Annotated in this window: 21 protein-coding genes and 1 tRNA gene; 13 read left to right on the top strand and 9 right to left on the bottom strand. The window is 72.5% G+C overall.

Features of this window, described 5'->3' with window-relative positions:
• Window positions 1–58: 58 nt before the first annotated feature.
• The 4 genes from AMK27_RS17095 to AMK27_RS17080 all read left to right on the top strand — a co-directional run bounded on the left by AMK27_RS17095 (window position 59) and on the right by AMK27_RS17080 (window position 4,739).
• The gene (locus AMK27_RS17095; RefSeq protein WP_073908126.1) at window positions 59–1,330 is read left to right on the top strand and encodes an aspartate kinase; all 1,272 of its coding nucleotides are present in this window, start codon (window positions 59–61) and stop codon (window positions 1,328–1,330) included.
• On the top strand, window positions 1,327–2,385 hold the full coding sequence (locus AMK27_RS17090; protein WP_073908124.1) for an aspartate-semialdehyde dehydrogenase: 1,059 nt from the start codon (window positions 1,327–1,329) through the stop codon (window positions 2,383–2,385). The genes AMK27_RS17095 and AMK27_RS17090 overlap by 4 nt, the downstream gene beginning before the upstream one ends.
• Before the next feature lie 261 nt (window positions 2,386–2,646).
• Entirely contained in the window at window positions 2,647–3,471 is an 825-nt protein-coding gene (locus AMK27_RS17085) for a SigE family RNA polymerase sigma factor (protein WP_107425598.1), read from the top strand.
• Window positions 3,468–4,739: a hypothetical protein gene (locus AMK27_RS17080; protein WP_241847528.1), complete on the top strand. Its 1,272-nt coding sequence runs from the start codon at window positions 3,468–3,470 to the stop codon at window positions 4,737–4,739. The genes AMK27_RS17085 and AMK27_RS17080 overlap by 4 nt, the downstream gene beginning before the upstream one ends.
• Before the next feature lie 20 nt (window positions 4,740–4,759).
• Here the strand turns inward: AMK27_RS17080 and AMK27_RS17075 are convergent, their stop codons facing one another.
• Both AMK27_RS17075 and AMK27_RS17070 read right to left on the bottom strand, forming a co-directional pair.
• Window positions 4,760–5,500 carry an SURF1 family protein gene (locus tag AMK27_RS17075; protein WP_073909429.1) on the bottom strand — a complete coding sequence of 247 codons (741 nt, stop codon included), beginning with the start codon at window positions 5,498–5,500 and terminating at the stop codon, window positions 4,760–4,762.
• Between the two features lie 84 nt (window positions 5,501–5,584).
• Window positions 5,585–7,429: a S9 family peptidase gene (locus AMK27_RS17070; RefSeq protein ID WP_073908122.1), complete on the bottom strand. Its 1,845-nt coding sequence runs from the start codon at window positions 7,427–7,429 to the stop codon at window positions 5,585–5,587.
• A gap of 62 nt (window positions 7,430–7,491) precedes the next feature.
• On the opposite strand from AMK27_RS17070, the gene AMK27_RS17065 reads away from it, so the two are divergent.
• Window positions 7,492–8,316 (top strand): class I SAM-dependent methyltransferase, encoded by an 825-nt coding sequence (locus AMK27_RS17065; protein WP_073908120.1) that lies wholly within the window; start codon window positions 7,492–7,494, stop codon window positions 8,314–8,316.
• Window positions 8,317–8,486: 170 nt separating this feature from the next.
• Here AMK27_RS17065 and AMK27_RS17060 read toward each other — a convergent pair whose 3' ends face one another.
• Window positions 8,487–9,512: an Lrp/AsnC family transcriptional regulator gene (locus AMK27_RS17060; protein ID WP_073908118.1), complete on the bottom strand. Its 1,026-nt coding sequence runs from the start codon at window positions 9,510–9,512 to the stop codon at window positions 8,487–8,489.
• Between the two features lie 149 nt (window positions 9,513–9,661).
• Between AMK27_RS17060 and AMK27_RS17055 the strand changes: the two genes are divergently transcribed.
• From AMK27_RS17055 to AMK27_RS17045, 3 genes are all read left to right on the top strand, one after another.
• Window positions 9,662–11,227 carry a tetratricopeptide repeat protein gene (locus AMK27_RS17055; RefSeq protein ID WP_241847527.1) on the top strand — a complete coding sequence of 522 codons (1,566 nt, stop codon included), beginning with the start codon at window positions 9,662–9,664 and terminating at the stop codon, window positions 11,225–11,227.
• 25 nt (window positions 11,228–11,252) lie between these two features.
• Entirely contained in the window at window positions 11,253–12,269 is a 1,017-nt protein-coding gene (locus AMK27_RS17050) for a YdcF family protein (protein WP_073908116.1), read from the top strand.
• Window positions 12,270–12,442: 173 nt separating this feature from the next.
• Complete coding sequence (locus AMK27_RS17045; RefSeq protein WP_073908114.1) at window positions 12,443–12,724, top strand: hypothetical protein; 282 nt, start codon at window positions 12,443–12,445, stop codon at window positions 12,722–12,724.
• 66 nt (window positions 12,725–12,790) lie between these two features.
• Here AMK27_RS17045 and AMK27_RS17040 read toward each other — a convergent pair whose 3' ends face one another.
• Window positions 12,791–14,002 carry a serine/threonine-protein kinase gene (locus AMK27_RS17040; protein WP_073908112.1) on the bottom strand — a complete coding sequence of 404 codons (1,212 nt, stop codon included), beginning with the start codon at window positions 14,000–14,002 and terminating at the stop codon, window positions 12,791–12,793.
• Window positions 14,003–14,280: 278 nt separating this feature from the next.
• Between AMK27_RS17040 and AMK27_RS17035 the strand changes: the two genes are divergently transcribed.
• Window positions 14,281–15,159: a glycosyltransferase family 2 protein gene (locus AMK27_RS17035; protein ID WP_030323475.1), complete on the top strand. Its 879-nt coding sequence runs from the start codon at window positions 14,281–14,283 to the stop codon at window positions 15,157–15,159.
• A 162-nt stretch (window positions 15,160–15,321) separates the two neighbouring features.
• Here AMK27_RS17035 and AMK27_RS17030 read toward each other — a convergent pair.
• Together AMK27_RS17030 and AMK27_RS17025 are read right to left on the bottom strand one after the other, a co-directional pair.
• Window positions 15,322–15,395: transfer RNA gene (locus tag AMK27_RS17030), tRNA-Pro, on the bottom strand.
• A gap of 134 nt (window positions 15,396–15,529) precedes the next feature.
• Window positions 15,530–16,468 carry a metallophosphoesterase gene (locus AMK27_RS17025; RefSeq protein WP_073908109.1) on the bottom strand — a complete coding sequence of 313 codons (939 nt, stop codon included), beginning with the start codon at window positions 16,466–16,468 and terminating at the stop codon, window positions 15,530–15,532.
• A 74-nt stretch (window positions 16,469–16,542) separates the two neighbouring features.
• On the opposite strand from AMK27_RS17025, the gene AMK27_RS17020 reads away from it, so the two are divergent.
• The gene (locus AMK27_RS17020; protein ID WP_073908107.1) at window positions 16,543–17,007 is read left to right on the top strand and encodes a GatB/YqeY domain-containing protein; all 465 of its coding nucleotides are present in this window, start codon (window positions 16,543–16,545) and stop codon (window positions 17,005–17,007) included.
• A 134-nt stretch (window positions 17,008–17,141) separates the two neighbouring features.
• On the opposite strand, the gene AMK27_RS17015 is transcribed toward AMK27_RS17020, so the two are convergent.
• The gene (locus AMK27_RS17015; protein ID WP_073908105.1) at window positions 17,142–19,385 is read right to left on the bottom strand and encodes a transglycosylase domain-containing protein; all 2,244 of its coding nucleotides are present in this window, start codon (window positions 19,383–19,385) and stop codon (window positions 17,142–17,144) included.
• 416 nt (window positions 19,386–19,801) lie between these two features.
• Between AMK27_RS17015 and AMK27_RS17010 the strand changes: the two genes are divergently transcribed.
• Window positions 19,802–20,146, top strand: a complete 345-nt coding sequence (locus AMK27_RS17010; protein WP_015034550.1) for a WhiB family transcriptional regulator — start codon at window positions 19,802–19,804, stop codon at window positions 20,144–20,146.
• A gap of 73 nt (window positions 20,147–20,219) precedes the next feature.
• Here the strand turns inward: AMK27_RS17010 and AMK27_RS17005 are convergent, their stop codons facing one another.
• The gene (locus AMK27_RS17005) at window positions 20,220–21,530 is read right to left on the bottom strand and encodes an ArsA family ATPase (RefSeq protein WP_073909423.1); all 1,311 of its coding nucleotides are present in this window, start codon (window positions 21,528–21,530) and stop codon (window positions 20,220–20,222) included.
• A 179-nt stretch (window positions 21,531–21,709) separates the two neighbouring features.
• A complete protein-coding gene (locus AMK27_RS17000) occupies window positions 21,710–22,672 on the bottom strand; it encodes an ArsA-related P-loop ATPase (RefSeq protein ID WP_198955891.1) in 963 nt (320 codons plus the stop codon).
• Between the two features lie 122 nt (window positions 22,673–22,794).
• Here AMK27_RS17000 and AMK27_RS41855 point away from each other — a divergent pair, with 122 nt between their 5' ends.
• Entirely contained in the window at window positions 22,795–22,953 is a 159-nt protein-coding gene (locus AMK27_RS41855) for a DUF4177 domain-containing protein (protein WP_015034547.1), read from the top strand.
• Entirely contained in the window at window positions 22,950–23,420 is a 471-nt protein-coding gene (locus AMK27_RS16995; protein ID WP_073908099.1) for a RidA family protein, read from the top strand. Before AMK27_RS41855 ends, AMK27_RS16995 begins: the two co-directional genes overlap by 4 nt.
• The last annotated feature ends 95 nt before the right edge of the window (window positions 23,421–23,515 follow it).

Raw genomic sequence — 23,515 nt, 5'->3', positions numbered from 1 at the left:
TCGTTAGACTGAGCCGATCGCAGCGCCGGCTGCGGCACACACTGAGCGAGGAGCGCACGTGGGCCTTGTCGTGCAGAAGTACGGAGGCTCCTCCGTTGCCGATGCCGAAGGCATCAAGCGCGTCGCCAAGCGGATCGTGGACGCCAAGAAGAACGGCCACCAGGTGGTCGTCGTGGTTTCCGCGATGGGCGACACGACGGACGAGCTGATCGATCTCGCCGAGCAGGTATCCCCGATCCCTGCCGGGCGTGAGTTCGACATGCTGCTGACCGCCGGAGAGCGGATCTCCATGGCCCTGCTGGCCATGGCGATCAAAAACCTGGGCCACGAGGCCCAGTCGTTCACCGGCAGCCAGGCAGGTGTCATCACCGACTCCGTCCACAACAAGGCGCGCATCATCGATGTCACGCCGGGCCGGATCCGCACCGCCCTCGACGAGGGCAACATCGCCATCGTCGCCGGGTTCCAGGGCGTGTCCCAGGACAAGAAGGACATCACCACGCTCGGCCGTGGCGGTTCCGACACCACCGCCGTGGCGCTGGCCGCCGCGCTGGACGCCGAGGTCTGCGAGATCTACACCGACGTCGACGGTGTGTTCACGGCGGACCCGCGCGTGGTGAAGAAGGCGAAGAAGATCGACTGGATCTCCTTCGAGGACATGCTGGAGCTCGCCGCCTCCGGGTCCAAGGTGCTCCTGCACCGGTGCGTCGAGTACGCACGCCGATACAACATCCCGATCCACGTCCGCTCGTCCTTCTCGGGCCTGCAGGGGACCTGGGTCAGCAACGAGCCGCAAGGGGACCGCAAGGTGGAGCAGGCCATCATCTCGGGCGTCGCCCACGACACCTCCGAGGCGAAGATCACCGTCGTCGGCGTGCCGGACAAGCCGGGCGAGGCCGCGGCCATCTTCCGGGCCGTCGCGGACGCCGAGATCAACATCGACATGATCGTGCAGAACGTGTCCGCCGCCTCGACCGGCCTCACGGACATCTCCTTCACCCTCCCCAAGGCAGAGGGCCGCAAGGCCATCGACGCCCTGGAGAAGGCGAAGACCGCGATCGGCTTCGACTCGCTGCGCTACGACGACCAGATCGGCAAGATCTCCCTGGTCGGCGCCGGGATGAAGACCAACCCGGGCGTCACCGCGGACTTCTTCCGCGCGCTCTCCGACGCGGGCGTGAACATCGAGCTGATCTCGACCTCCGAGATCCGCATCTCGGTCGTCACCCGCGCCGACGACGTCAACGAGGCCGTGCGCGCCGTCCACAGCGCCTTCGGCCTGGACAGCGACTCGGACGAGGCCGTCGTCTACGGAGGCACCGGCCGATGACGCCGAAGCCGACACTCGCGGTCGTCGGTGCGACCGGAGCCGTCGGCTCGGTGATGCTCCAGATGCTCACGCACCACGCGGACGTCTGGGGCGACATACGCCTCCTCGCCTCCCCGCGCTCGGCCGGCCGCAAGGCCGCCGTGCGCGGGGAGGAGTGCGAGATCCTCGCGCTCGACGAGGAGGCCCTGGAAGGCGTCGACCTGGCGCTCTTCCTGGTGCCCGAGACGGTGGCCGCCCGCTGGGCGCCCGTCGCCGTCACCAAGGGCGCCGTCGTCGTGGACACCTCCGCCGCCTTCCGCGCGGACCCCGACGTCCCCCTCGTGGTCCCCGAGACCAACGCCCACGCGGCGCGCGTACGCCCCCGCGGCATCGTCGCCAGCCCCGGCAGCACCACTCTCGCGCTGGTCGTCGCCGTGGGCGCCCTGCACGCCGAGTTCGGGCTCTCCGAACTGGTCGTCACCGCCCAGCAGGCCGCCAGCGGCGCCGGCGCCGGACAGGCCGGCGTCGACGCGCTCCGCGCCCAGCTCGGCCTGGTGGCCGGCGACGGTGACCTGGGCACCCACCCCGGAGACGTACGGCGTGCCGTCGGCGAGGACACCGGGCCCTTCCCCGGCCCCCTCGCGCTCAACGTCCTGCCCTGGTCGGGCACGGCGGGCGCCGACGGAGCCTCGTCGGAGGAGGAGCAGGTACGGGACGAGACCCGGCGGATCCTCGCGCTCCCGGCGCTGCGGGTCGCCGCCACCTGTGTGCGCGTGCCCGTCGTCACCGGGCACTCCGTCTCCGTGCACGCCCGCTTCGAGCGCCCCGTGCCGCTCGACCGCGCGCACGAGATCCTCGCGACCGCGCCCGGAGTCGTGCTGTACGACGACCCCGCTGCGGGCGACTTCCCCACCCCCGCCGATGTCGTCGGCACCGATCCCGCCTGGGTCGGACGGGTGCGGCGCTCCATGGACGACGAGCGGGCGCTCGATTTCTTCGTCTGCGCCGACAACCTCCGCAAGGGAGCCGCCCTCAACGCCCTCCAGATCGCGGAATCGGTTGTCACGTATTTGTAGGATCTGTGAACGACCTGTGAGCAATTAGGCGTCAGATACCTCTTGAACTGCGATGATGCCGTGGCTGACGATGCTCTTCCCCCTTGCTGCAACCAGTAGTTGGGTGGGAGGCGTCTCTGCGTGCACTCACCAATGTGGCGTGGAACACGCTGTGAAGCGGGGCATCGGGGGAGAACGGTTACGCATGAGGACAAACAACTCGCCGTCGAAAAGGGTGGCGTGCGCGTACAACCCTGCCGGGGGGAAGCGTGTCCAACATGCGTGGCAGACGTACTCGACATCGCGACCGTCGCTCCGCCGCGCGGGGCGGGCACCGCTGTGCTCCCCGCGCGGAGCGTCGCCGTCGTCCCCGCTCGCGGCACGGCAGTCGTTCCCGCCCGGGGCACGGCGGTCGTCCCCGTACGCGGCACCGCGGTCGTTCCGGCCCGCGGCTCCGCGGTGGTTCCCGTACGCGGCACCGCGGTCGTCCCCTACCGCCGGCCGCGCGCGCTCGGCGGCATGCCGGTGATCGCCCCCGTGCCCACCGGATCCCGCGCGAGCTCCGTGGACGGCATCCCCTCGCCCAGGACCAGCGGCGAAGGCGCCCAGGCGGCCGGAACGACCGTCGACCACCTGACCGAGACCTACCGTGCCCACTACCGGTCGCTCCTCGGCCTCGCCGCCCTGCTCCTCGACGACACCGCCTCCTGCGAGGACGTCGTCCAGGAGGCCTTCATCCGGGTCCACTCCGCCCGCAAGCGGGTCCGCGAGCCGGAGAAGACCCTCGCCTACCTGCGCCAGACCGTCGTCAACCTCTCCCGGTCCGCGCTGCGCCGCCGCATCCTCGGACTCAAGCTGCTGTCCAAGCCGATGCCGGACATGGCCAGCGCGGAGGAGGGCGCGTACGACCAGCTGGAGCGCGAGGACCTGATCAAGGCGATGCGCGGACTCCAGCGCCGGCAGCGCGAGGTGCTGGCCCTGCGCTACTTCTCGGACATGACAGAGGTGCAGGTCGCCGAGGCGCTCGGGATATCCCTGGGTTCGGTGAAGGCGTACGGTTCGCGGGGCATCGCGTCGCTGCGCGTCGCGATGGGAGCGACGTCGTGAGCGAGGCACCCGGCAAGGACGTCGAGAACGCCGAGAACGCCGAGAACGCCGAGAACGCTGAGAACGGCGGCGGCAGCGTCGACAACGGCGGCAGCGTCGACAACGGCGGCGACGGCGTCGAGAACGACGTCCCTGATGAACGTGACGACCTGAGTGGACAGCGCATGGTGAACATCGAGCCCGGCCCCGGCGAGGGCGACGGGGACGACGAACTCGCGCTGCGGCGGCTGTTCCAGGGCGCCGTGTCCGGCCTGGAGCCCTCCCACGGCGCGCTCGAGCACCTGCGCCGTGCCGTACCCGCACGCCGCGCCCGCAAGCGGCAGGCCGTCGTCGGCGCCGCCGCCGCCGCGGTCCTCATCGGCACCGCCGTACCCGCCTTCGTGCACGTCGCCTCCTCCGGCGGCGTCACCGCCGCCGGCAACCCGGTGAACGCCGGCCACGGCGAGGAGGCCCAGGGCGGCACCGGCGCCGAGACCGGCATCGAGGGCGGCCAGAGCGCCGCGCCCCCCGCGAGCACCGTGTCGCCCAGCCAGGGCACCGCCGACGGCTCCGAGGGCAAGCCCGAGCGACCCGGCCCCGGCGTGTCCTCCACGATCCAGCGGGAGGCGCAGGAGGCCCGGCCCGGATCCTTCCCGGCGTGCGCGGCCGGGCAGCTCGGCGTCAGCTCGGCCGGAGCCGGCGCACCCGACGGCGAGGGCAAGGTCTACGGCACCTTCCGCGTCGCCAACGTCTCCGACCGGGTGTGCATCGTGGAAGGCAGCGGAATCGTCGGCTTCGAGGCCCGCGGCGCCGCCGACCCGGCGCGGATCTCGGTGATCCGGCACACCTCGGGAGACGGGGGCGGCGGACTGCCCGACCCCTCCCAGGAGTTCTCCAGGCTGGCCCTGAAGCCGAACGCCTCCTACGAGGTGAAGTTCGTCTGGGTGCCGAGCGAGACCTGTCCGACGACACCCACCACCCCGCCCCCGACGGTGGCGCCGCCGACCGAGCCGCCGACCACGCCGCCGACGACCGACACCCCGACCAACGGCACGGGCACCCCCGACCCCAGCGAGGGCACGGGCTCCGGCGGGACCGGCACCGACCCGGGCACCGGCCCGGACACCGGCTCAGGGGCCGCGCCCCAGCTGCTCCACGAGGAAGGACCGGCGGACGGCAGCGTCCTGGTCAGCCATGTCGCGGAGCCGGGCGGCCCCTCGGCGTCGGCGACCATCCCGAACGCCTGCGCGGGCACGATCTACCGGACCGGGGTCCTGGCCGGCTCCTGACCGGCCCCCGGCCCCCGGTTCTACAGCCCCAGCGCCTCGTCGCGGGTCGCCTCCGCCTCACGGCGGACCAGCCGGAACCACATGAAGAGCACGAAGCCGGCGAAGACGAACCACTCCGCGGTGTAGCCGAGGTTCTGGAAGGCCTTCGCGTCCAGGCTGGTGCCCGCGGCGGCCGCCGCCGGGACCGGGGTGAGCCCGGCGGGGGAGTCGGCGAGGGTGATCCAGGCGTCGTAGACGTCATCCGCGACCACGTTCACCAGGGACGCCGCGCTGATCATCCCCAGCTGGCCCTCGGGCAGCCCGCCGGCCTGGCTGACACCCTTGCTGCCGCCGTTCTCCGAGGCCTGGAGCGCGCCGACGACCACGACCTCGCCGGACGGCGGGGAGGGGGCCTTCGCGCCCGTGGGGAGCCAGCCGCGGACCACCGGGAGCGACCTGCCCCCGTCCGTCCGCAGCAGCGTCAGCACGTAGCTGCCGGTCCGGCCGTCCAGATCACGGTCCGGGACGAGGAACTGCTCCCCGAACCGTCCGCGCGCCTCGGCCGACCGGCCCGAGGTCTCCGTGTCCACCGGGAGCAGGGAGTCCAGCGGCTCGGCCTTCAGGGTGCTCGCCGCGGGCCGCTTCTCGGCCGCCTCGTGCGAGTCGACGCGATCCTCGAACTTGCCCAGCTGCCAGGTCCCCATGAACACGCAGAACGGGATCGCCAGCAGGACGAAGACGTTGATCCCCCACCAGCGGGGCGTTCTCAGGAACCGGTACACGCCCCCCACGGTACGCAAGCGGCCCCGGCCCCCCGTCGGCCGGGTCCCCGGCCGCCTCGACCGGCCCCCGGGTCCCCCGCCGCCTCAGCCCGCCACCGGACCACCCCCCAGGTGCTTCGCGGCGAACGCCAGGTCCAGGCCCACCTGCTTGATCCGCTCCTCCACCACCAGCGAGCCGTGGCCCGCGTCGTAGCGGTACACCTCGTGGACCGCGCCCCCGGCCTCGAGCCGGGCGATGTAGTTGTCGATCTGGCGGATCGGGCAGCGCGGGTCGTTGACGCCGGCCGAGATGTGCACCGGCGCCTTCACCGCGTCCACGTACGTCAGCGGCGACGAGGCGGCGTACCGCTCGGGCACCTCATCGGGGGAGCCGCCGAGCAGCGTCCGGTCCAGGGCCTTGAGGGCCTCCATCTCGTCCTCGTACGCCGCGACGTAGTCCGCGACGGGGACCGCCGCGAGCCCGACGGCCCAGGCCTCCGGCTGCGTGCCGAGGCCGAGGAGGGTCAGATAGCCGCCCCAGGAGCCGCCGGAGAGCACCAGCCGGGCCGGGTCGGCGAGGCCGCTCGCCACCGCCCAGGCGCGCACCGCGTCGATGTCCTCCAGCTCGATCAGCCCGACCCGGTGCTTGAGCGCGTCCGTCCACTCCCGTCCGTACCCCGTGGAGCCCCGGTAGTTGACCCGCACCACCGCGTACCCGTGGTCCACCCAGGCCGCCGGGCCCGACGCGAAGGCGTCGCTGTCGTGCCAGGTGGGGCCGCCGTGCACCTCGAAGACCGTGGGGAAGGGCCCCTCGCCCGCCGGGCGCTGCACGAGCGCGTGGACCCTGCCGCCCGGTCCCTCCACCCACACGTCCTCCACCGGCACCGACGGCGGGGCCTTGGGACCGGGCGGGTCGAGGACGACCCCGCCGGCCGTGGACCGCACCACCGGCGGCTCGGCGGCCGAGGACCACAGGTACTCGACGCTGCCGTCCGGCCGGGCGGTCGCGCTCGACACCGATCCGGCCGGGGTCTCCACCCGGACCAGGGCGCCGGTCGCGATCTCGTACCGCCACAGCTCGCTGCGGGCCTCGAAGCTGTGCACGATCAGCAGGCCCGAGCCGTCGGGGTACCACTCGGCCGACACGTCGCCCGGCAGGTCGAGCCGGAGATCGGTCTCCGTGCCCGCCGCCACGTCCCAGATCATCGGCTCCCAGCGGCCGCGCCGCTGGTGCCCGACGAGCAGCCGGCCGTCCCCCGCCACGGGCGCGAAGCCGAGGACCGCGAGCCCCAGCTCCTCCGTGCCGCCCTTGGTGTCGTCGAGCTCGGCGAGCACGCTCGCGTCCGAGGAGCGCAGCACCCGCAGCGCCGAGTGCATCGCGTCCCCGTGCTCGGTGTGCTCGACGGCGATCAGCGACCCGTCGTAGGACAGGTCGCCGACCCCGGCCGACTCGCGGTGCCGGTAGATCTCGACCGGGGCCGCGGCCCCGGGACGTACGAGATGGACCGTCGAGCCGTCCTCGTCCGTGGAGCGGCCCACCAGGACCGTGCCGTCCCGGCCGATGGCGAGCCCCGCCGGGTAGGAGGGGTCGAGGCCGGGCACGGCCGGCTCGTCGGCGCCGCCGGCGAACGGCTGGCGCATCCACACCCCGAACTCGTCCCCGTCGGTGTCCGCGAACCACCAGATCCAGGCGCCGTCCGGCGAAAGGGTGCCGTCCGTCGTGCCGTTCGGCCGGTCCGTGACCTGGCGCTGCTCCCCGCTCGCCCGGTCCCAGGCGTACAGCTCGTACGTCCCCGTCGCGTTCGACACGAAGAGCGAGCGGTCCGGGGCCTCCTCCGCCCACTCGGGCAGGGAGACGCGCGGCGCGCGGAAGCGCCGCTGCCACGCGGGGGCCTGGTCGGTGAGCTCGCCGTCGGGCTCGGAGTTCTTGCTCTCAGTCATGGCATCCATGATGCTCCGCGCGGCGGACAATCGGGTCGCGTCACCCTCAACCTGTGGATAACCTCGCCGACATGTACTCCCCGACGCCCGAAGACTGGCACGAGGTCAACCGCGCCCGCTGGGACGAGCGCGTCCCGATCCACGCCGCGAGCGACTTCTACGCCCTCGACGCGTTCCGCGCGGGCAGGGACGCCCTGCGGGACTTCGAGCTCGCGGAGGTCGGCGACGTCACCGGACGTTCGCTGCTGCACCTGCAGTGCCACATCGGTCTCGACACCCTCTCCTGGGCCCGCCACGGCGCCTCGCAGGTCGTCGGCCTCGACTTCTCCGAGCCGGCCGTCGAGACCGCCCGCTCGCTCGCCGCGGACCTGGGCCTCACGCAGGACCGGGCGGCCTTCGTCGCGGCCGACGTGTACGACGCGGCGGAGGCCGTCCCGGACAGCGCGTACGACATCGTCTACACGGGCTGCGGCGCGCTGAACTGGCTGCCCGACATCGAGCGCTGGGCGGAGACCGCCGCCTCCCTCGTCGCCCCCGGCGGCTTCCTCTACGTGGCCGAGTTCCATCCGCTCACCGACTCGCTCGACGACGAGACCGGCAGTCGGATCGTGAACGACTACTTCGTCCGCGACCCCTGGGTGGACACCAGCCCGGGCACCTACGCCGAGCTCGACGCCGCGACCGTCCACAACCGCAGCGTGGAATGGGTGCACCCGGTCGGCGAGGTCGTCACGGCGCTCGCCAGGGCCGGTCTGCGGATCGAGTTCCTGCACGAGCACGACGCCTCGCTGTACCCGCGCTACGGCGCGCTCCAGCGGCACGAGGACGGCTATTACCGCTTCCCGGCGGACCGGCCCCGCATCCCGATGATGTACTCGATCAAGGCGACCCGCTGACCCGTCGGACCCGCCGACCCGTCGGACCCGCCGACCCGTCCGGCCAGCCGACCCGTCGTGCCCGCTGACCCGTCGTGCCCGCCGCTCACGGAAGCAGGACGACCAGACCGGGCAGCGTCACGAACACGGCGAACTCCATACCGCCATCAGACCACGCCCCGACCCGCGTGTCAGCGGGCGTCGGGGCGGATGTGGTGCGTCCGCCGCCCGTCGGGGCCGAGGACCTGCGCCCCTATCTTGTGGGTGCGCAGCGCGAGCGAGGTGCCCGCGATCCGCAGCGCCGGGGCGGCCCGTACGAACGCGGACGTGACCTCGTGCAGTTCGTCGACCGTACGGAGCCACATGGCGACGGCCAGGTTGTGCGGGCCGGTGACCGAGGTGACCAGACGGGTCTGGGGCAGCCGGGCGAGCGCCGCCACCGTCGCCGGCACCTCCAGGGGCGGTACGTCGGTGGTGACCATCGCCCACATCGGACGCCCGGAGAAGCGGGGAGCCGGCAGGCAGTGGTGGTGGAGGGCGCCGCCCGCCGCGAGGACGTCCAGCCTCCGCCGTACCGTCGACTCGCTCGTGGCGCACTGCCGGGCCAGTTCGGCGGCGCTGCGCCGGGCGTCGCCCGACAGCTCCGCGATCAGCCGGAGGTCGAGTGCGCTGAGGTTGGGGAAGGCACGCGCGCGCGTCCGCCGGTCCCCGCCCGTGAGTTCCGTGAGGAGCTGGACCTGGCCCGGGGTGAGCTGCTCGATCCTGGACCGGTACGGGCGGTTGTGCATCCGGGTGACGACCTGGGTGCGGCACCGGAGCACCCCGGGCAGCCGCCGCACGCGTCCGGCGAGGTAGCCGTCGAGGGCGTACAGGTCGGGGCTGATCACGAGCAGGACGAGGTCGGCGTCACCGGTCACCTGGTGGACGCCGAGGGTCTGCCGGTCGCCCGCGACCTCGGTCGCGATGGCCTCGGAGGTGCCCGCGGCGCACTCCAGCTCGACCCAGGAGTAGAGCATCTCGTCCGCGCCGTGGCGGGCGGCGAGCAGCGAACTCCAGGCGTACCCCCCTGCCGTGAGGTGCTCCCAGCGCCGGGCGAGGGTGTCGGGACTGGCCCCCAGCACGGCCGAGAGCTGGGTCCAGCTGGCGCGCGGGGCCATCTGCAGTGCGTGGATCAGCGAAAGATCGGCCTCTCCCAGGACGGATTCCCCGGTCGTCATTTCCCTCCCTGGTCGATCCCCGGCAAACCGTGGGTGTGGGTTCCGGAGCGCCCCAGGATGGTGAACCGAGGCAATTTCATTCAAGTCGCAACGGCGGTCGTCCGCCATGGACTCGGGCACACGTCACACACGGGGAGAGGACGGGGGCGATGCGCATGGGGTTCGAGGATCCACCCGAGGCCGCGGAGCGGACGTTCCGGGGCAGCCCGGCGGGCGGGGAACCGGCGCTCCGGGGCACGCCCGTGACGGAGGAGCGGCCGCTGTGGGGCGCCGCGGCCGAGGAGCGGCCGCCGTGGGGCGCGCCCGTGGGCGAGGAACGGCCGTCGTGGGACGCGCCCCTGGTCGAGGAGCGGCTGCTGTGGGGCGAGCCCGTGAGCGCCGACCAGCTCGCCGCCGCCGAGCGCGGATACGACCGCTGCGGGCCCGCCGAACGGATCCTGTGGGAGCGGCTGTCCGTCTTCGAGGGCACCTTCGGCCGGGACGCCGTCCTGGAGGTCTGCGCGTCGTGGACGCTGCCCCCGAGAACGGTCCTCGCCGTCCTCGACCGGCTCGTGCCGCTCGCCCTCCTTCCCGTCGACGACCTGTTCGCCGGCGAGGACGACGTCCCCCGCTACTGGATGCCGCACCCGATGCGGGCCGTGGGCGCCCGCCGGCTCACCGAACGCGGCGACCGCCCGGACCTCCTCCTGCGCCACCGCCGGTGGTGCGTGACGCTCGCCCGGCGGGCCGCCGACTGGTGGCAGAGCGGCCGGCAGCTCGACGCCCGCGACCTCGCCCTGCGCGAACTCCCCGACCTTGCCGCCGCCATGGACCCGACGACCGCGCCGCACGCGCGGGACGACGAGGCGGGCACCGCCGTCGAGATCGCGGTCTCGCTCTGGTTCCTGTGGGTGGTCTGCGGGCGGGTCGCCGAGGGCCGGACACGGCTGCGGCACGCCCTCGCCCTGCTCGGCGGCGAGCCGACGGCCCGCGCCCTGTGGCTCGCCGCGTTCCTGGAGCTGGAGTCGGGCCGCCCGGAGGAGGCCGATCCGCTCCTCGTGCGGGCCTGGGCGGCGGCCGTACGGGACGGGGACGGCGGGGCCCTGGGGCTCCTCGCCCATCTGCGCGGCTCGACCGCGCTCTACCAGGGGCGCACGCGCGCGGCGGCCGAGGAGTTCCGGGAGGCTCTCGCGCTGATGGAGGAGTACCCGGAGTTCGGCCCGACCCGGCACGCGTGCTGGGCCGGCATCGCGCTCGCCCTGTGCCGCACGGACCCGGAGGCCGCGCAGGAGGCCCTCGACCGGGCCGACCTGGACCGGGAGAGCCGGTGGTCGCGGCGGGGCCGCGACCTGCACGCCGAGGCCTGGGCGTCCATCGCCCGTGCCGAGCTCGCGGCCTGGGACGGGGATCTGGAGCGGGCCGCCGAGCACGCCCGGCGGGCGCTCCGGGAGCATCTGCGCATGGGGTCGGCGGCGGGCGCGGCCGGTGCGGCGGAACTCCTCGCCCAGGTCAGGGTGTCGGCGGGCCGGCGGGACGCGGCGGCCCATCTCCTGGGCGCGGTCGACCTGTTACGGACCTCGGTCTTCGACACCTCGTACCGGCCGGCGGAGTTCTGCGTGGTGACCCGGGCCAGGAGCGAACGGGCGCTGCGGCTGCTGCTCGGCGGCAGGGAGCTCCGGTACGCCTACGAGGAGGGCGCGCGGCGCGGACTGTTCGCGCTGGCGGGAGAGGCCTGAGCCGGGGCCCGCCTACGATGCCGTCATGTCGTACGCCTTCGCCGTCGCCGCGGTCTTCCTGCTGTTGTTCGCGCTCGGTGTACGGCGGGACCGGCGCCGTTTCGGCAACGCCGTGCTCCTCGGCCTCGCCGTCACCTTCTTCGGGATCGGTCTGCTCGCCGGGGTCGAGGACGCCCCGGCCGGTGTCGCCGAGACGGTGATGGTCGGCGGGCTGCTGGTGCTGGGCATCGGTCCGGTCGTCCTCGCGGGACTGCTCACCGCGAACGGCGTGAAGATGGTCCGCAAGGAGGGCCGGAGCCCGTCCAACCTGCTGTCGCTCCTCGCCGGCCTCGGCATGTTCGGCGTGATGGTCCTGGCGGTGACGGCCGCCGCCACCGAATCGTGGGCCCTGCGGATAGTCGTCGTCACCCTCCTCCTCGTCCTCGGGTACGTCTCCTTCCTCTTCGTCTGCTTCGTGGGCTACGCCTTCCTGTACGGCCGCATGCGGCTCCGCCGCTCCGCCGACTACGTCGTCGTGCTCGGCTCCGGCCTGATCGGCGGCAGCAAGGTGCCCCCGCTCCTCGCGAGCCGCCTGGACCGGGGGCGCGAGGTGCACGCGAGGCTGGCGGCGTACGAGGGGCGCGACAGCGCTCCCGTCCTCATCGTCTCGGGAGGCCAGGGGCCCGACGAGGAGCTGCCCGAGTCCCACGCGATGGCCGACTACCTCGTCGAGCGGGGCTTCCCGGAGGACGCGCTGGTGCGCGAGGACCGCTCGCGCACCACCGAGGAGAACATGCTCTTCAGCAGGGAGCTGATGGAGCGGGACCGGCCGGGCTCCTCGTGCGTGATCGTCACCAACAACTTCCACGCCTTCAGGGCCGCCATCCTGGCCCGCCGCGCGGGTGTGGACGGGCAGGTGGTGGGCTCGCCGACCGCCGCCTACTTCTGGCCGTCGGCGACCATGCGCGAGTTCGCCGCGGTCTTCCTCCAGTACAAGGTGGTCAACCTCGGGACGCTGGGGACCCTGATCCTGCTCGGCGCACTCGTCTGGGCGAGCCGCTGAGGCCGGCGCTCGGACATGCGGGGGGCTCCGTTCCGCGGGGGCGCTGATCGGCGTACCGGTCCATCTGACCACCGGGGCGGCGGGGCCGCATTCCGGCCGTAGCCCCTCCCGGGCGCCGCGGGAGCGGCGGGATCGGGGGTCCGTACCTACTCTGGAGGTACGGAGGTCACCCCATGAGCCGACGGCACCACTTCCACATCGACCACCTCGGGCACTCGGTCTCCGCGACCGTGCAGACCGGGCACCGGTCCGTCGTCGAGGTACTCGTCGACGGCAAGGAGACCGGCCATGCCGCGATCAAGGGCGACCAGCCGGTCCCGGTCCCGGTCGAGCTGCCGACCGATCCGCCGGTGACGGTGACCGTGCTGGCCTCCACGGGGCCGGACGAGCCGAGCTGCCGGCTCCTCGCGACGGCGGACGGGGAGCCCCGGACGATGGCACCGAGGCCGTACTGAGCCGCCCGGGGCGGTACTGGTGGCCGTACGGGGCCGGGGCAAGGAGCCGGGGCCGGGAGCCGGGGGTCAGGAGAGCCAGGCCATCCCGATGATCATGAAGACCACGAAGGCGATGACACCGGCGACGGCGGCCGTCTTGCGCGGGCGGCGCCGGGAGAGCTCCGCGAGCCCGCTGGTGCTGCTGCCGGGCCGCTCACGCCGCCGGGAGGCGGGCGCCCCGGCGGAGGAGGGTCTGCGGGCCGGCGCGGGCGCGGCTCTTCGGGCGCCCTGCCCGGGCATCGGCGCCGGTACGGGCAGGGGCCCGGAGCCGGACATCGGGCCGGCCCCGGGTATGCGACCCGATCCCGGCATCTGGCCCGATCCCGGCAGCTGGCCGGTCCCCGGCATCGGGGCGGAGCGGGTGGCGGCGCCCGACGGGCGGCCGGGGGTGTGGTGCGGGGTGTGCCGCGCCGGGGCGGGTGCGGCGTAGGCGCGCCAGGCGCCGGAGGAGAACCAGTCCGCGATGGCCTGCGCCGGCGGCCGCTGCTCCGGCTGCTTGGCCAGCAGGGTCAGCAGATACGTCTCGAACTCGGGCGGCAGCGCCACCCCCAGCCGGCCGGGCGGCACCGGGGCGGTGTCGATGTGCTGGTACAGCAGGGCCGTCGCGGTGTCCGCGCGGAACGGCGGCCGACCGGTCAGGAGTTGGTAGAGCACGCAGCCGAGCGAGTACACGTCGGAGGCGGGCGAGGCGGGCTGCCCGAGTGCCCGCTCGGGGGCGAGGTAGAGCCCCGTGCCGACGATCTGGCCCGTCGTGGTGAGCGCCGCCGAGGGGTCGTCGACGAAGCGGGCGATGCCGAAGTCGGCGAGCTTCACCGTCCCGTCGGCGTCGACCAGGAGGTTGCCCGGCTTGATGTCCCGGTGCACGACACCCTGCCGGTGCGCGGCGGCGAGTCCGGCGGCGGCGTGCGCGGCGACCACGGCGACCCGCTCGGCGGGCAGCAGCAGCGGATCGGACGGGCTGTCGGCGAGGCTGTCGCCCTCCACCAACTCCATGACGAGGAACAGCTTTCCGTCCCAGGTGCCGAAGTCGAAGACGCCCACCACGTGCGGGTGGCTCAGCCGGGCGGCGGTCTGCGCCTCCAGCCGGAACCGGTCGGCGGCGGAGGGGTCGGTCCCGTGCGCCAGCATCAGCTTCACGGCGACGTCCCGGCCGAGCACCTCGTCGGTGGCCTGCCACACCTCGCCCATGCCGCCCCGGCCGATACACACATGAAGCCGATATCGGTCCGCGACCAGCACCTGGAGACCACCCCTTCGACGATCGATCAACTTGACGGAAGGGAACCAGCGTAGAGCCGCCGGGCGGCGCCGTTCGCCGCGCTCCCCCCGGGGCGTCCGCCGACCCGAGTGAAGAAGCCCACGTCCGGCACGCCCGCCCCGGTGATACGGGCGGGGTGATGGACGACAACCGAGGCTCGGGTGAACGGAGGGTGGCGTCGGCCGGTTAGCATCGCGGACCGGAGTGAGTCCGGAAATGAGTGCCGGCGGACGCCGGTGACCGTGGAACGGAGAGAGCCGTGGCGCGACCGCGTGTGGGTGTGGCGGTACTGACGATGGGCACGCGCCCCGACGAGCTGCGGGCCCTGCTCGACGCCGTGGCGGCGCAGGACGAGGCCGCCACCCGGATCGTGGTCGTCGGCAACGGCACCGGGACCCTGCCGGAGCTTCCCGAGGGCGTGACCGGGGTCGAACTTCCCGAGAACCGGGGGGTGTCCGGCGGCCGCAACGTCGCGATCGAGACACTGCGCGCGTTCGGCGACGTCGACGTGCTGGTGGACCTCGACGACGACGGCCTGCTCGTCGACACGGACGTCTTCCGCCGGCTGGCCGACCTGTACGAGGGGGACGACGCCCTGGGCGTCGTGTCGTTCCGCATCGCCGACGAGACGGGCGAGACGCAGCGCCGCCACGTCCCGCGCCTCGGAGCGAAGGACCCGATGCGCGGCGGCGAGGTCACGACCTTCCTGGGCGGCGGCCACGGCCTGTCGATGGCGATGCTCGACGAGATCGGCGGCTGGCCGGAGGACTTCTTCTTCACCCACGAGGAGACCGACATGGCCTGGCGCGCCCTCGACGCGGGCTGGAAGGTCGTCTACGAGCCGAAACTGCTCCTCCAGCACCCGAAGACCAGCCCGGCGCGGCACGCCGTCTACTACCGGATGACGGCCCGCAACCGCGTCTGGCTCGCCAAGCGCAACCTGCCGGCCCTGCTGGTCCCCGTCTACCTGGGCGTCTGGACCCTCCTCACGCTGGCCCGCACCCGCTCGCTGCCGGGCCTCGCGTCCTGGTTCGCCGGCTTCGCGGAGGGCGTCCGCCGCTCGTGCGGCCCCCGCCACCCGATGCGCTGGTCCACGGTCCGCCACATGACCCGCCTGGGCCGCCCGCCGGTCATCTGACCCACAGGCCGCCGCCCGCCCCACGGGCGGCGGCCCACCGACGCGCCCACCTCTGGTGGATCCGGTGGACCCCGGATCCCCGGGTGGCGCCATGACCCCGGAAACCACTCAGGGGCCTGATCCGATGTCTCGGATCAGGCCCCTGAACTGGTCTTACGGCTGTCGGGGTGGCGGGATTTGAACCCACGACCTCTTCGTCCCGAACGAAGCGCGCTGCCAAGCTGCGCTACACCCCGATGTCGCTGCTCTGTTGTTCACGTCGCGGCGACATCGATTACTTTAGCCCACGCGCGCGCTGAGGCGAAATCCGGTTTCCCGGCGGTCGCGGCGCAGGTCGGATGCGGTCCGGCCACGCCCCCGCCGCCGGGCGTCAGGCGCGGGCGGTCAGCGTGAGGAGGGTGACCTCGGGCGGGCAGGCGAAGCGGACCGGGGTGTAGCGGCTGGTGCCGCAGCCCGCCGAGACGTGGAGGTAGGACGTGCGGTCGCCCACCGTGTGGGTGGAGAGGCCCTTCACCCGGTCGGTGTCCAGGTCGCAGTTGGTGACGAGCGCCCCGTAGAAGGGGATGCACAGCTGTCCGCCGTGGGTGTGCCCGGCGAGGAGCAGCTCGTACCCGTCGCCCGTGAAGGCGTCGAGCGCGCGCAGGTACGGGGCGTGGACCACGCCCACCGAGAAGTCGGCCGTCGCGTCGGGGCCGCCGGCCACCCGCTCGTACCGGTCGCGCTTGATGTGGGGGTCGTCGACGCCGGTGAACGCGAGGTCCGCCTGCGGGAGCTTGAGCCGGCCGCGGGTGTTGGTGAGGTCCACCCAGCCGGCCGCGTCGAAGCCGTCCTTGATGTCCTCCCACGGGTTGTGGACGGCGCCGACCACCGGCTTGTTGCCGTTGAGGCCGTGCCGGCCCTGCGCCCGCTCCAGGAGGTAGCGGCCGGGGTTGCGGAGCCGGGGCCCGTAGTAGTCGTTGGAGCCGAAGACGTACACGCCCGGGAACTCCATCAGCGGGCCGAGCGCGTCGAGGACCTCCGGTACCGCTTCCGGGTCGGAGAGGTTGTCGCCGGTGTTGACGACGAAGTCCGGGCGGAGCCCGGCGAGGGACTGGAGCCAGGCGCGCTTCTTGCGCTGGCCGCTGACCATGTGGATGTCGGAGACCTGGAGGACCCGCAGATCGGCCATGCCGGGCGGGAGCACCGGGACCGTCACGCGGCGGAGCCGGAACGAGCGGGCCTCGAAGCCCGCCGCGTAGACGATTCCCGCGGCCGCCGTGGCCGTGAGGCCTGCCGTGATCTTCAGGGGGATGCCGTACCGTGCGCGCATCCCCCCATCGTCGCAGACCCTCCGGGCGTAAATGCGCGGGCGGGCGGGGCGCCGCACCTGCCACACTTGACCCCATGACCACGCTGAAGGCGAAGCTCCAGGCCGACCTCAACGCCGCGATCCGGGAGCGCGACGAACTGCGCTCCTCGACCCTGCGGCTGACCATCACCGCGATCACCAAGGAGGAGGTCGCGGGCAAGACCAAGCGCGAACTCTCCGACGACGAGGTGCAGAAGGTGATCGCCAAGGAGGCGAAGAAGCGCCGCGAGGCCGCGGACGCCTTCGCCCAGGGCGGCCGTCTGGAGTCGGCCGAGCGGGAGAAGGCGGAGGGGATCCTCCTCGACGCGTACCTGCCGAAGCAGCTCGACGACGAGGAGCTCGACGGGATCGTCGCCGCGGCCGTCGCGGAGGCGAAGGCGGCGGGCGCCGAGGGCCCGCGTGCCATGGGCGCCGTCATGAAGATCGTGAACCCGAAGGTGGCCGGGCAGGCCGACGGCGGCCGGGTCGCCGCCTCCGTGAAGAAGCTCCTCGCGGGCTGAGCCTCCGGGCGCGGCAGCGGGCCGACGACCTCCGGGCGCGGCAGCCGGCCGAGCCCCGCGCTGCGCGGCAGCGGACCGAAGCGAAGAGGGCGCCCCCACCGAGGTGGGGGCGCCCTCTTCCGTGTCCGGGTGCGTCAGCGGTTTCCGCCGCGGCCGTTGCCGCCGCCGATGACGCCGTCCGGCAGGGTGATCGGCGGGAACGTGTTGGCCGGGGGCTTGGTGTCGCCCGGCTTGCCGTCGCGCGGCTTACGGGGCTTGTTCGGCTTGTTCGGGCCCTCGTCGCCTTCCTTCGGGTCCTTGGGCTTCTCGGCCCGCGGTACGGCGATGGGGGCGAAGCCCGGAGTCTCGGAGGCGTTGAGCGCCCCGGTCATCGCGATCTTCCAGATGGGGCCGGGGAGGCAGCCGCCGCAGACCTTGTCGTAGGTCACGCCGCCGATGGTGATGTCGTACATCGACTGCTTCTCGCCGACGTCGTCGCCGACCCAGACCGCGGTGGAGAGGTTCGGGGTGTAGCCGACGAACCAGGCGTCCTTGCGGTCGTTGGTCGTACCGGTCTTGCCCGCGTTGTCGCGGTCGCTGAGGCCGGCCTTGGTGCCCGTGCCGTCCTCGACGACGCCCTTCAGCATCTGGTTGATCATGTCGGCGGTGCGCTCGCTCATCGCGCGGGTGCACTTGGTGTCCGGCACGTTGAGCTTGTCGCCGTTGGCGGCCTTGACGGACTCGATGGCGATCGGGGTGCAGTGCATGCCGCGGTTGGCGAAGGTCGCGTAGACGGTCGCCATGTCGAGCGGGGTGCTCTCCTGCGCGCCGAGGGTGATCGAGGGGAGTTCCTTGACCTTCTTGCCGAGCTCGCGCTCGTACCCGACGTTCTTGGCCATCGTGATCGTCTCGCAGAGGCCGGCCATCTGCTCCAGCTTGGCGAAGTACGTGTTGATGGACTTGCCCAGGGCGCCGGTCATGTCGAAGGAGCCCTCCTCCGACTTGAGCTCGTTGCCGATCTCCCAGTTCTGGTAGCCGGCCGGCTTGCCGTCGCAGCGGGTGAAGTCGCCCTCCGGGATGTTGATCTTCCAGGGGGTGTCGAAGGTCTGCGCCGGGCTCAGGCCCTTCTCCAGGGCCGCCGCGGCCGTGATCGGCTTGAAGGTCGAGCCGACCTGGAAGCCGTACGTCGTGCCGCCCATCTTGCTGCCGACGGCCAGGTTCAGCGTCGTCTGGTGCTGCTTCTGGTCCAGGCCGTACGGGCGGGACTGGCCCATCGAGAGGATCTTGCCGCTGCCGGGCTGGACCTGCACGACCGAGGCGGCGACCGGGTCGTCCTTGTTGATCTTCGCGACGGCGGCCTCGTTGGCGGCGGCCTGCGCGCGCGGGTCGAGCGTGGTCTTGACGGTGAGACCGCCCAGGTTCCACAGCTTCGTGCGCTCCTCGGCCGTCTTGCCGAACACCGGGTCGTTGAGGATCGTCTTGCGGACGTAGTCGCAGAAGAAGCCGGCGCCGTCGACGGCGGTGATGCAGCCGTTCTTCGGCGTCTTGACCTTCAGCTTGAGTGGAGCGGCCTTCGCCTCGTCCGCCTCGGCCTGGCTGATGTCCTTCACGTCGGCCATCCGCTGGAGGACCACGTTGCGGCGCTTGGTGGCTTCCTGGATGTCGTTGATCGGGTCGTAGCGGCTGGGCGACTGGACGAGGCCGGCCATCATCGCCGCCTCGCCGAGGCTGAGGTCGGCGGCGCGCTTGGAGAAGTACCGCTGCGAGGCGGCCTCGATGCCGTACGCCTGCTGCCCGAAGAACGTGATGTTGAGGTAGTTCTCCAGGATCTTCTTCTTGCCCAGCTCCTCCTCGACCTGGATCGCGAACTTCAGCTCGCGGACCTTGCGGCCGATGGTCTGCTGGGTGGCCTGCGCGACCTTCTCGGGGTCGTCACCGGCCTCCTCGACGAAGACGTTCTTCACGTACTGCTGGGTGAGGGTGGACGCGCCCTGCGAGACCCCGCCCGACTGCGCGTTGCGGTTGATCGCGCGCAGCACGCCCTTGAGGTCGATCGCCCCGTGCTCGTAGAAGCGGCCGTCCTCGATCGCGACGATCGCCTTCTGCATGTACGGGGAGATCTTGTCGAGCGGGACGACCGTCCGGTCCCGCGAGTACACCGTGGCGATCAGGCCGCCCTCGGAGTCGAGGATCTTGGTGCGCTGACTCAGCGGCGGGGTCTTCAGGTTGGAGGGGATCTCGTCGAATCCCTCGACCGTGCCCTTCGCGGCCAGGCCCAGTGCGCCGGCCGCGGGCAGGGCGATGCCCGCCAGCACGGCTCCCGCGAGCACACTGACACCGAGGAACTTGGCGGCCTGCTGGGTCCCGGTCAGACCACCGCCGGAGCGCTTCTTTGCCATGGGGGCAGCCTACGTTCTCATTCGCCGGACACACGTATATGCCTTGGCCTAAGCTGCTCCCAACTGTCACAGCAGTGTGGTCTGGCATCAAGACCCGGGTGTGACTTCGGCATGAATTCCCGTGACCCCGAAACATGGGGACCTCGTGTCCGATTCCGGCTCATGCGTCACACGGTGCCCGAAGTGGAACCGTCGAAGACGGGCGTATCCAGGTGATATGTCCGCTATCTCACGCATGTCCTTCGATCACTCCCCTGGGTGATCTGACGCGCACGCATAGTCCGTTCGGGCCATCCAAGATTGGGCCCGAAGGGGGTGTTGCGCTGTGCCCACCTTCCGTAACGTCCCAACTGGCAGCGGTGAATATGCCTCTGCCGCCGTGGGGGAGCCTCGATTCGGGAGAGGACGGCGCCGGTATGGGCTGGGTAGCTGACTGGAGTGCGCAGGCGGCCTGCCGCACTACCGATCCGGATGAACTTTTCGTGCAGGGAGCGGCACAGAACAGGGCAAAGGCGGTGTGCACCGGATGCCCGGTGCGGACCGAGTGCCTCGCCGACGCCCTCGACAACCGCGTGGAGTTCGGTGTGTGGGGCGGCATGACGGAGCGCGAGCGACGCGCCCTGCTGCGCCGCAGGCCGACCGTCACGTCGTGGCGCCGTCTCCTGGAGACCGCGCGCACGGAGTACGAGCGGGGAGCGGGCCTGCTGCCCGTGGCGATCGAGGACGACGCGACGTACGAGGCGTACGCCGCGGTCGGCTAGACCGCGGTGGGCCGGCCCCCGACGGGGCGGCCCCCGAGGGGCCGGGCCCCGACAGGGGTCCGTACGACGGGGATCACCGCCCGGCCGTGAGCCGGTCGCCGATGGCCCGCAGCCCGGCGAGGTCGTGGACATCGCCGGGCAGGGCCGCCACTTCGGTCACCGCCACCTCGGGGTGAAGCGCGGTGAAGCGGTCACGCGTGCGCTGCTCACGCGCGAGCACCCGCATGCGCTCGGCATGCAGGCGCAGAAGTCCCGCGGTGAGATGTCGTACGTCGGAGTCGTCTCCGTGATCGGTGTGCTCTGCGGCGTCTCCAGCTGATTCCTGTGCCGGGTCGGCTGTGGGGGCAGCCTGGGGTACGGGAGGTGCGGGGGTGGCGGCGGTGGCGAGATCTGACGGCTCGTGCTCGGGCTCGGTGGCCGGGGAGCCACCTCGCTCAGTCTTCCCGGCCCCCTGATCCACAATGCGCCGCTCGTCAAGATTTTCCGCCGCGGCCCGCGCCCGCTCGGCCGAGAGCCGGGCGGCGGCGCTGCCGTGCACACGGTTGAGGACGAGACCCGCCAGCGGCATCTCCTCGGCGGCCAGCCGCTCCACGAAGTACGCGGCCTCCCGCAGCGCGTCCCGCTCCGGCGTGGCCACCACGAGGAAAGCCGTGCCCGGGGCCTGGAGCAGCTTGTACGTGGCGTCGGCCCGGGTCCGGAAACCGCCGAACATCGTGTCCATCGCCGCCACGAACGTCTGCACGTCCTTGAGGAACTGACCCCCCAGCAGCTTGCCGAGGGTCCCCGTCATCATCGACATGCCGACGTTCAGGAACTTCATGCCGGCCCGGCCGCCGACCTTCGCCGGCGCCATGAGCAGCTTGATGAACTTCCCGTCGAGGAAGGACCCGAGCCGCTTCGGCGCGTCCAGGAAGTCCAGCGCGGAGCGGGACGGCGGGGTGTCCACGACGATCAGGTCCCACTCGTCGCGCGCCCTGAGCTGGCCCAGCTTCTCCATCGCCATGTACTCCTGCGTACCGGCGAATCCGGCCGAAAGAGACTGGTAGAAGGGGTTCTCCAGGATCGCCCGCGCCCGGTCGGGCTCCGCGTGCGCCTCGACGATCTCGTCGAAGGTCCGCTTCATGTCCAGCATCATCGCGTGGAGTTCGCCGCCGTCGGAGCCCTTGATCCCGTCGACCTTGCGCGGGGTGTTGTCGAGGGAGTCGATGCCCATCGACTGGGCGAGCCGGCGGGCCGGGTCGATGGTGAGGACGACGACCCGGCGGCCGCGCTCCGCCGCCCGCACGCCGAGCGCCGCCGCCGTCGTCGTCTTGCCGACGCCGCCCGCGCCGCAGCAGACGATGATGCGGGTGCCGAGGTCGTCGATCAGCGGGTCGAGCTCCAGGACGGGAACGGCGTCGAGCCCGTGCGCCTCGGGGGCCGGGCCGCGGCCCTCGCGGCCGTCGCGCCCGTCGGGTGCCGGGTCGTGGCCGTCGTGGGTCGTGGCCTGTGCCGGTGCCGGTGCCGGGCCGCGGCCGTCGGGGGTCGTGGCCGGGGCCGTGCCGCGGCCGGGGGACTTCTCCGTCACGCGCCCACCCCTTGCTTCCGCAGTTCCTTCGCCAGTCGGTAGAGCCCCGCGATGTCCGCCCCGTCCCCCAGGAACGGGAGCTCGTACGAGGGGACGCCGATGCCGTCCAGGACCGCGCGCTGGGCCCGCTCCAGCTCCACCCGCCGGGCGTGCTCGGACGCCTGCTCCAGGAGCGGCTCGACGAGCGTCGTCCCGCCCGTGACGCCCACGGAGGCCAGCGTCCTGGCGATCGCGTCCCGGTGGTCGCCGGACGCGGCCCGTACCGCCGCCTCGTCGAGGACGTGCGGCCGGACCATGTTCACCACGACCCGCCCCACCGGCAGTTCGGCCGCGCGGAGCTCCGCGATGCCGTCCGCGGTCTCCTGGACCGGCATCTCCTCCAGGAGGGTCACCAGGTGCACGGCCGTCTCGGGGGACTTGAGGACCCGCATGACGGCCTGCGCCTGGTTGTGTATCGGGCCGATCCTCGCCAGGCCGGCCACCTCGTCGTTGACGTTGAGGAAGCGGGTGATGCGGCCGGTGGGTGGCGCGTCCATGACCACGTGGTCGTAGGTGTGGCCGCCGTGCTTCTCGCGCCGCCGGACCGCCTCGCACGCCTTGCCGGTCAGCAGGACGTCCCGTACGCCCGGCGCTATCGTCGTCGCGAAGTCGATCGCGCCGAGCTTCTTCAGGGCCCGCCCCGCGGTCCCCAGTTTGTAGAACATCTGGAGGTAGTCGAGGAGCGCGCGCTCGGCGTCGATCGCCAGCGCGTACACCTCCCCGCCGCCCGGGGCGACGGCGATCTTGCGTTCCTCGTACGGAAGGGCCTCCGTCTCGAAGAGCTGTGCGATGCCCTGTCTGCCTTCGACCTCGACGAGAAGGGTGCGCTTGCCCTCCGTCGCGAGGGCGAGCGCGAGGGCGGCGGCGACCGTCGTCTTACCGGTACCGCCCTTGCCGCTGACGACCTGGAGCCTGCTCACGCTGTCGAGCCTAACCACTGGCGGCCGCGCCCAATCAGGAGGCCGCCCCTGAGAAGCCCCCGGGGGGCGGCTTCAGGGCAGCCTCGGAGAGCCGTCCCGCGACAGCGGATACAGTCGGGCCCATGACCAAGTGGGAGTACGTCACGGTGCCGCTTCTGGTGCACGCGACCAAGCAGATTCTGGACACCTGGGGCGAGGACGGCTGGGAGCTCGTCCAGGTCGTGCCCGGGCCGAACAACCCCGAGCAGCTCGTGGCCTACCTGAAGCGGGCCAAGTCGTGAGCGGGAAGGTCGAGGCGAAGCTCGCCGAACTCGGCCTGACCCTGCCCGCCGTGGTGCCGCCGCTGGCCGCCTACCAGCCGGCCGTGCAGTCGGGCGTGTACGTCTACACCTCGGGCCAGCTCCCGATGGTCGGCGGCGAACTCCAGCTGACCGGCAAGGTCGGCGCCGAGGTCACCGCCGAGGAGGCCAAGAAGCTCGCCGCGACCTGCGCGCTGAACGCCCTCGCGGCCGTGAAGTCGGTCGCCGGCGACCTCGACCGGATCAAGCGGGTCGTGAAGGTCGTCGGCTTCGTCGCCTCGGCCGCCGACTTCACCGGGCAGCCGGGCGTCATCAACGGCGCCAGCGAGCTGCTCGGCGCGGTCCTGGGCGACAAGGGCGTGCACGCCCGCAGCGCCGTCGGCGTGACCGTGCTGCCGCTCGACGCCCCCGTCGAGGTCGAGGTCCAGGTCGAGCTGGTCGAGGCCTGAGCCTCCGCCCACGGCCGTCCGCACCTGCCACGGAGCCGGTTCCGCCGGGCGGGCCCGCAAGGGTCCACCCGGCGGGAACCGGCTCTCGTGCATTC

The organism is Streptomyces sp. CB02009, assembly GCF_001905825.1.
Lineage (GTDB): Bacteria > Actinomycetota > Actinomycetes > Streptomycetales > Streptomycetaceae > Streptomyces.
The sequence above is the reverse complement of the archived record's forward strand: the minus strand, read 5'-3'. Positions and strand labels throughout refer to the sequence as shown.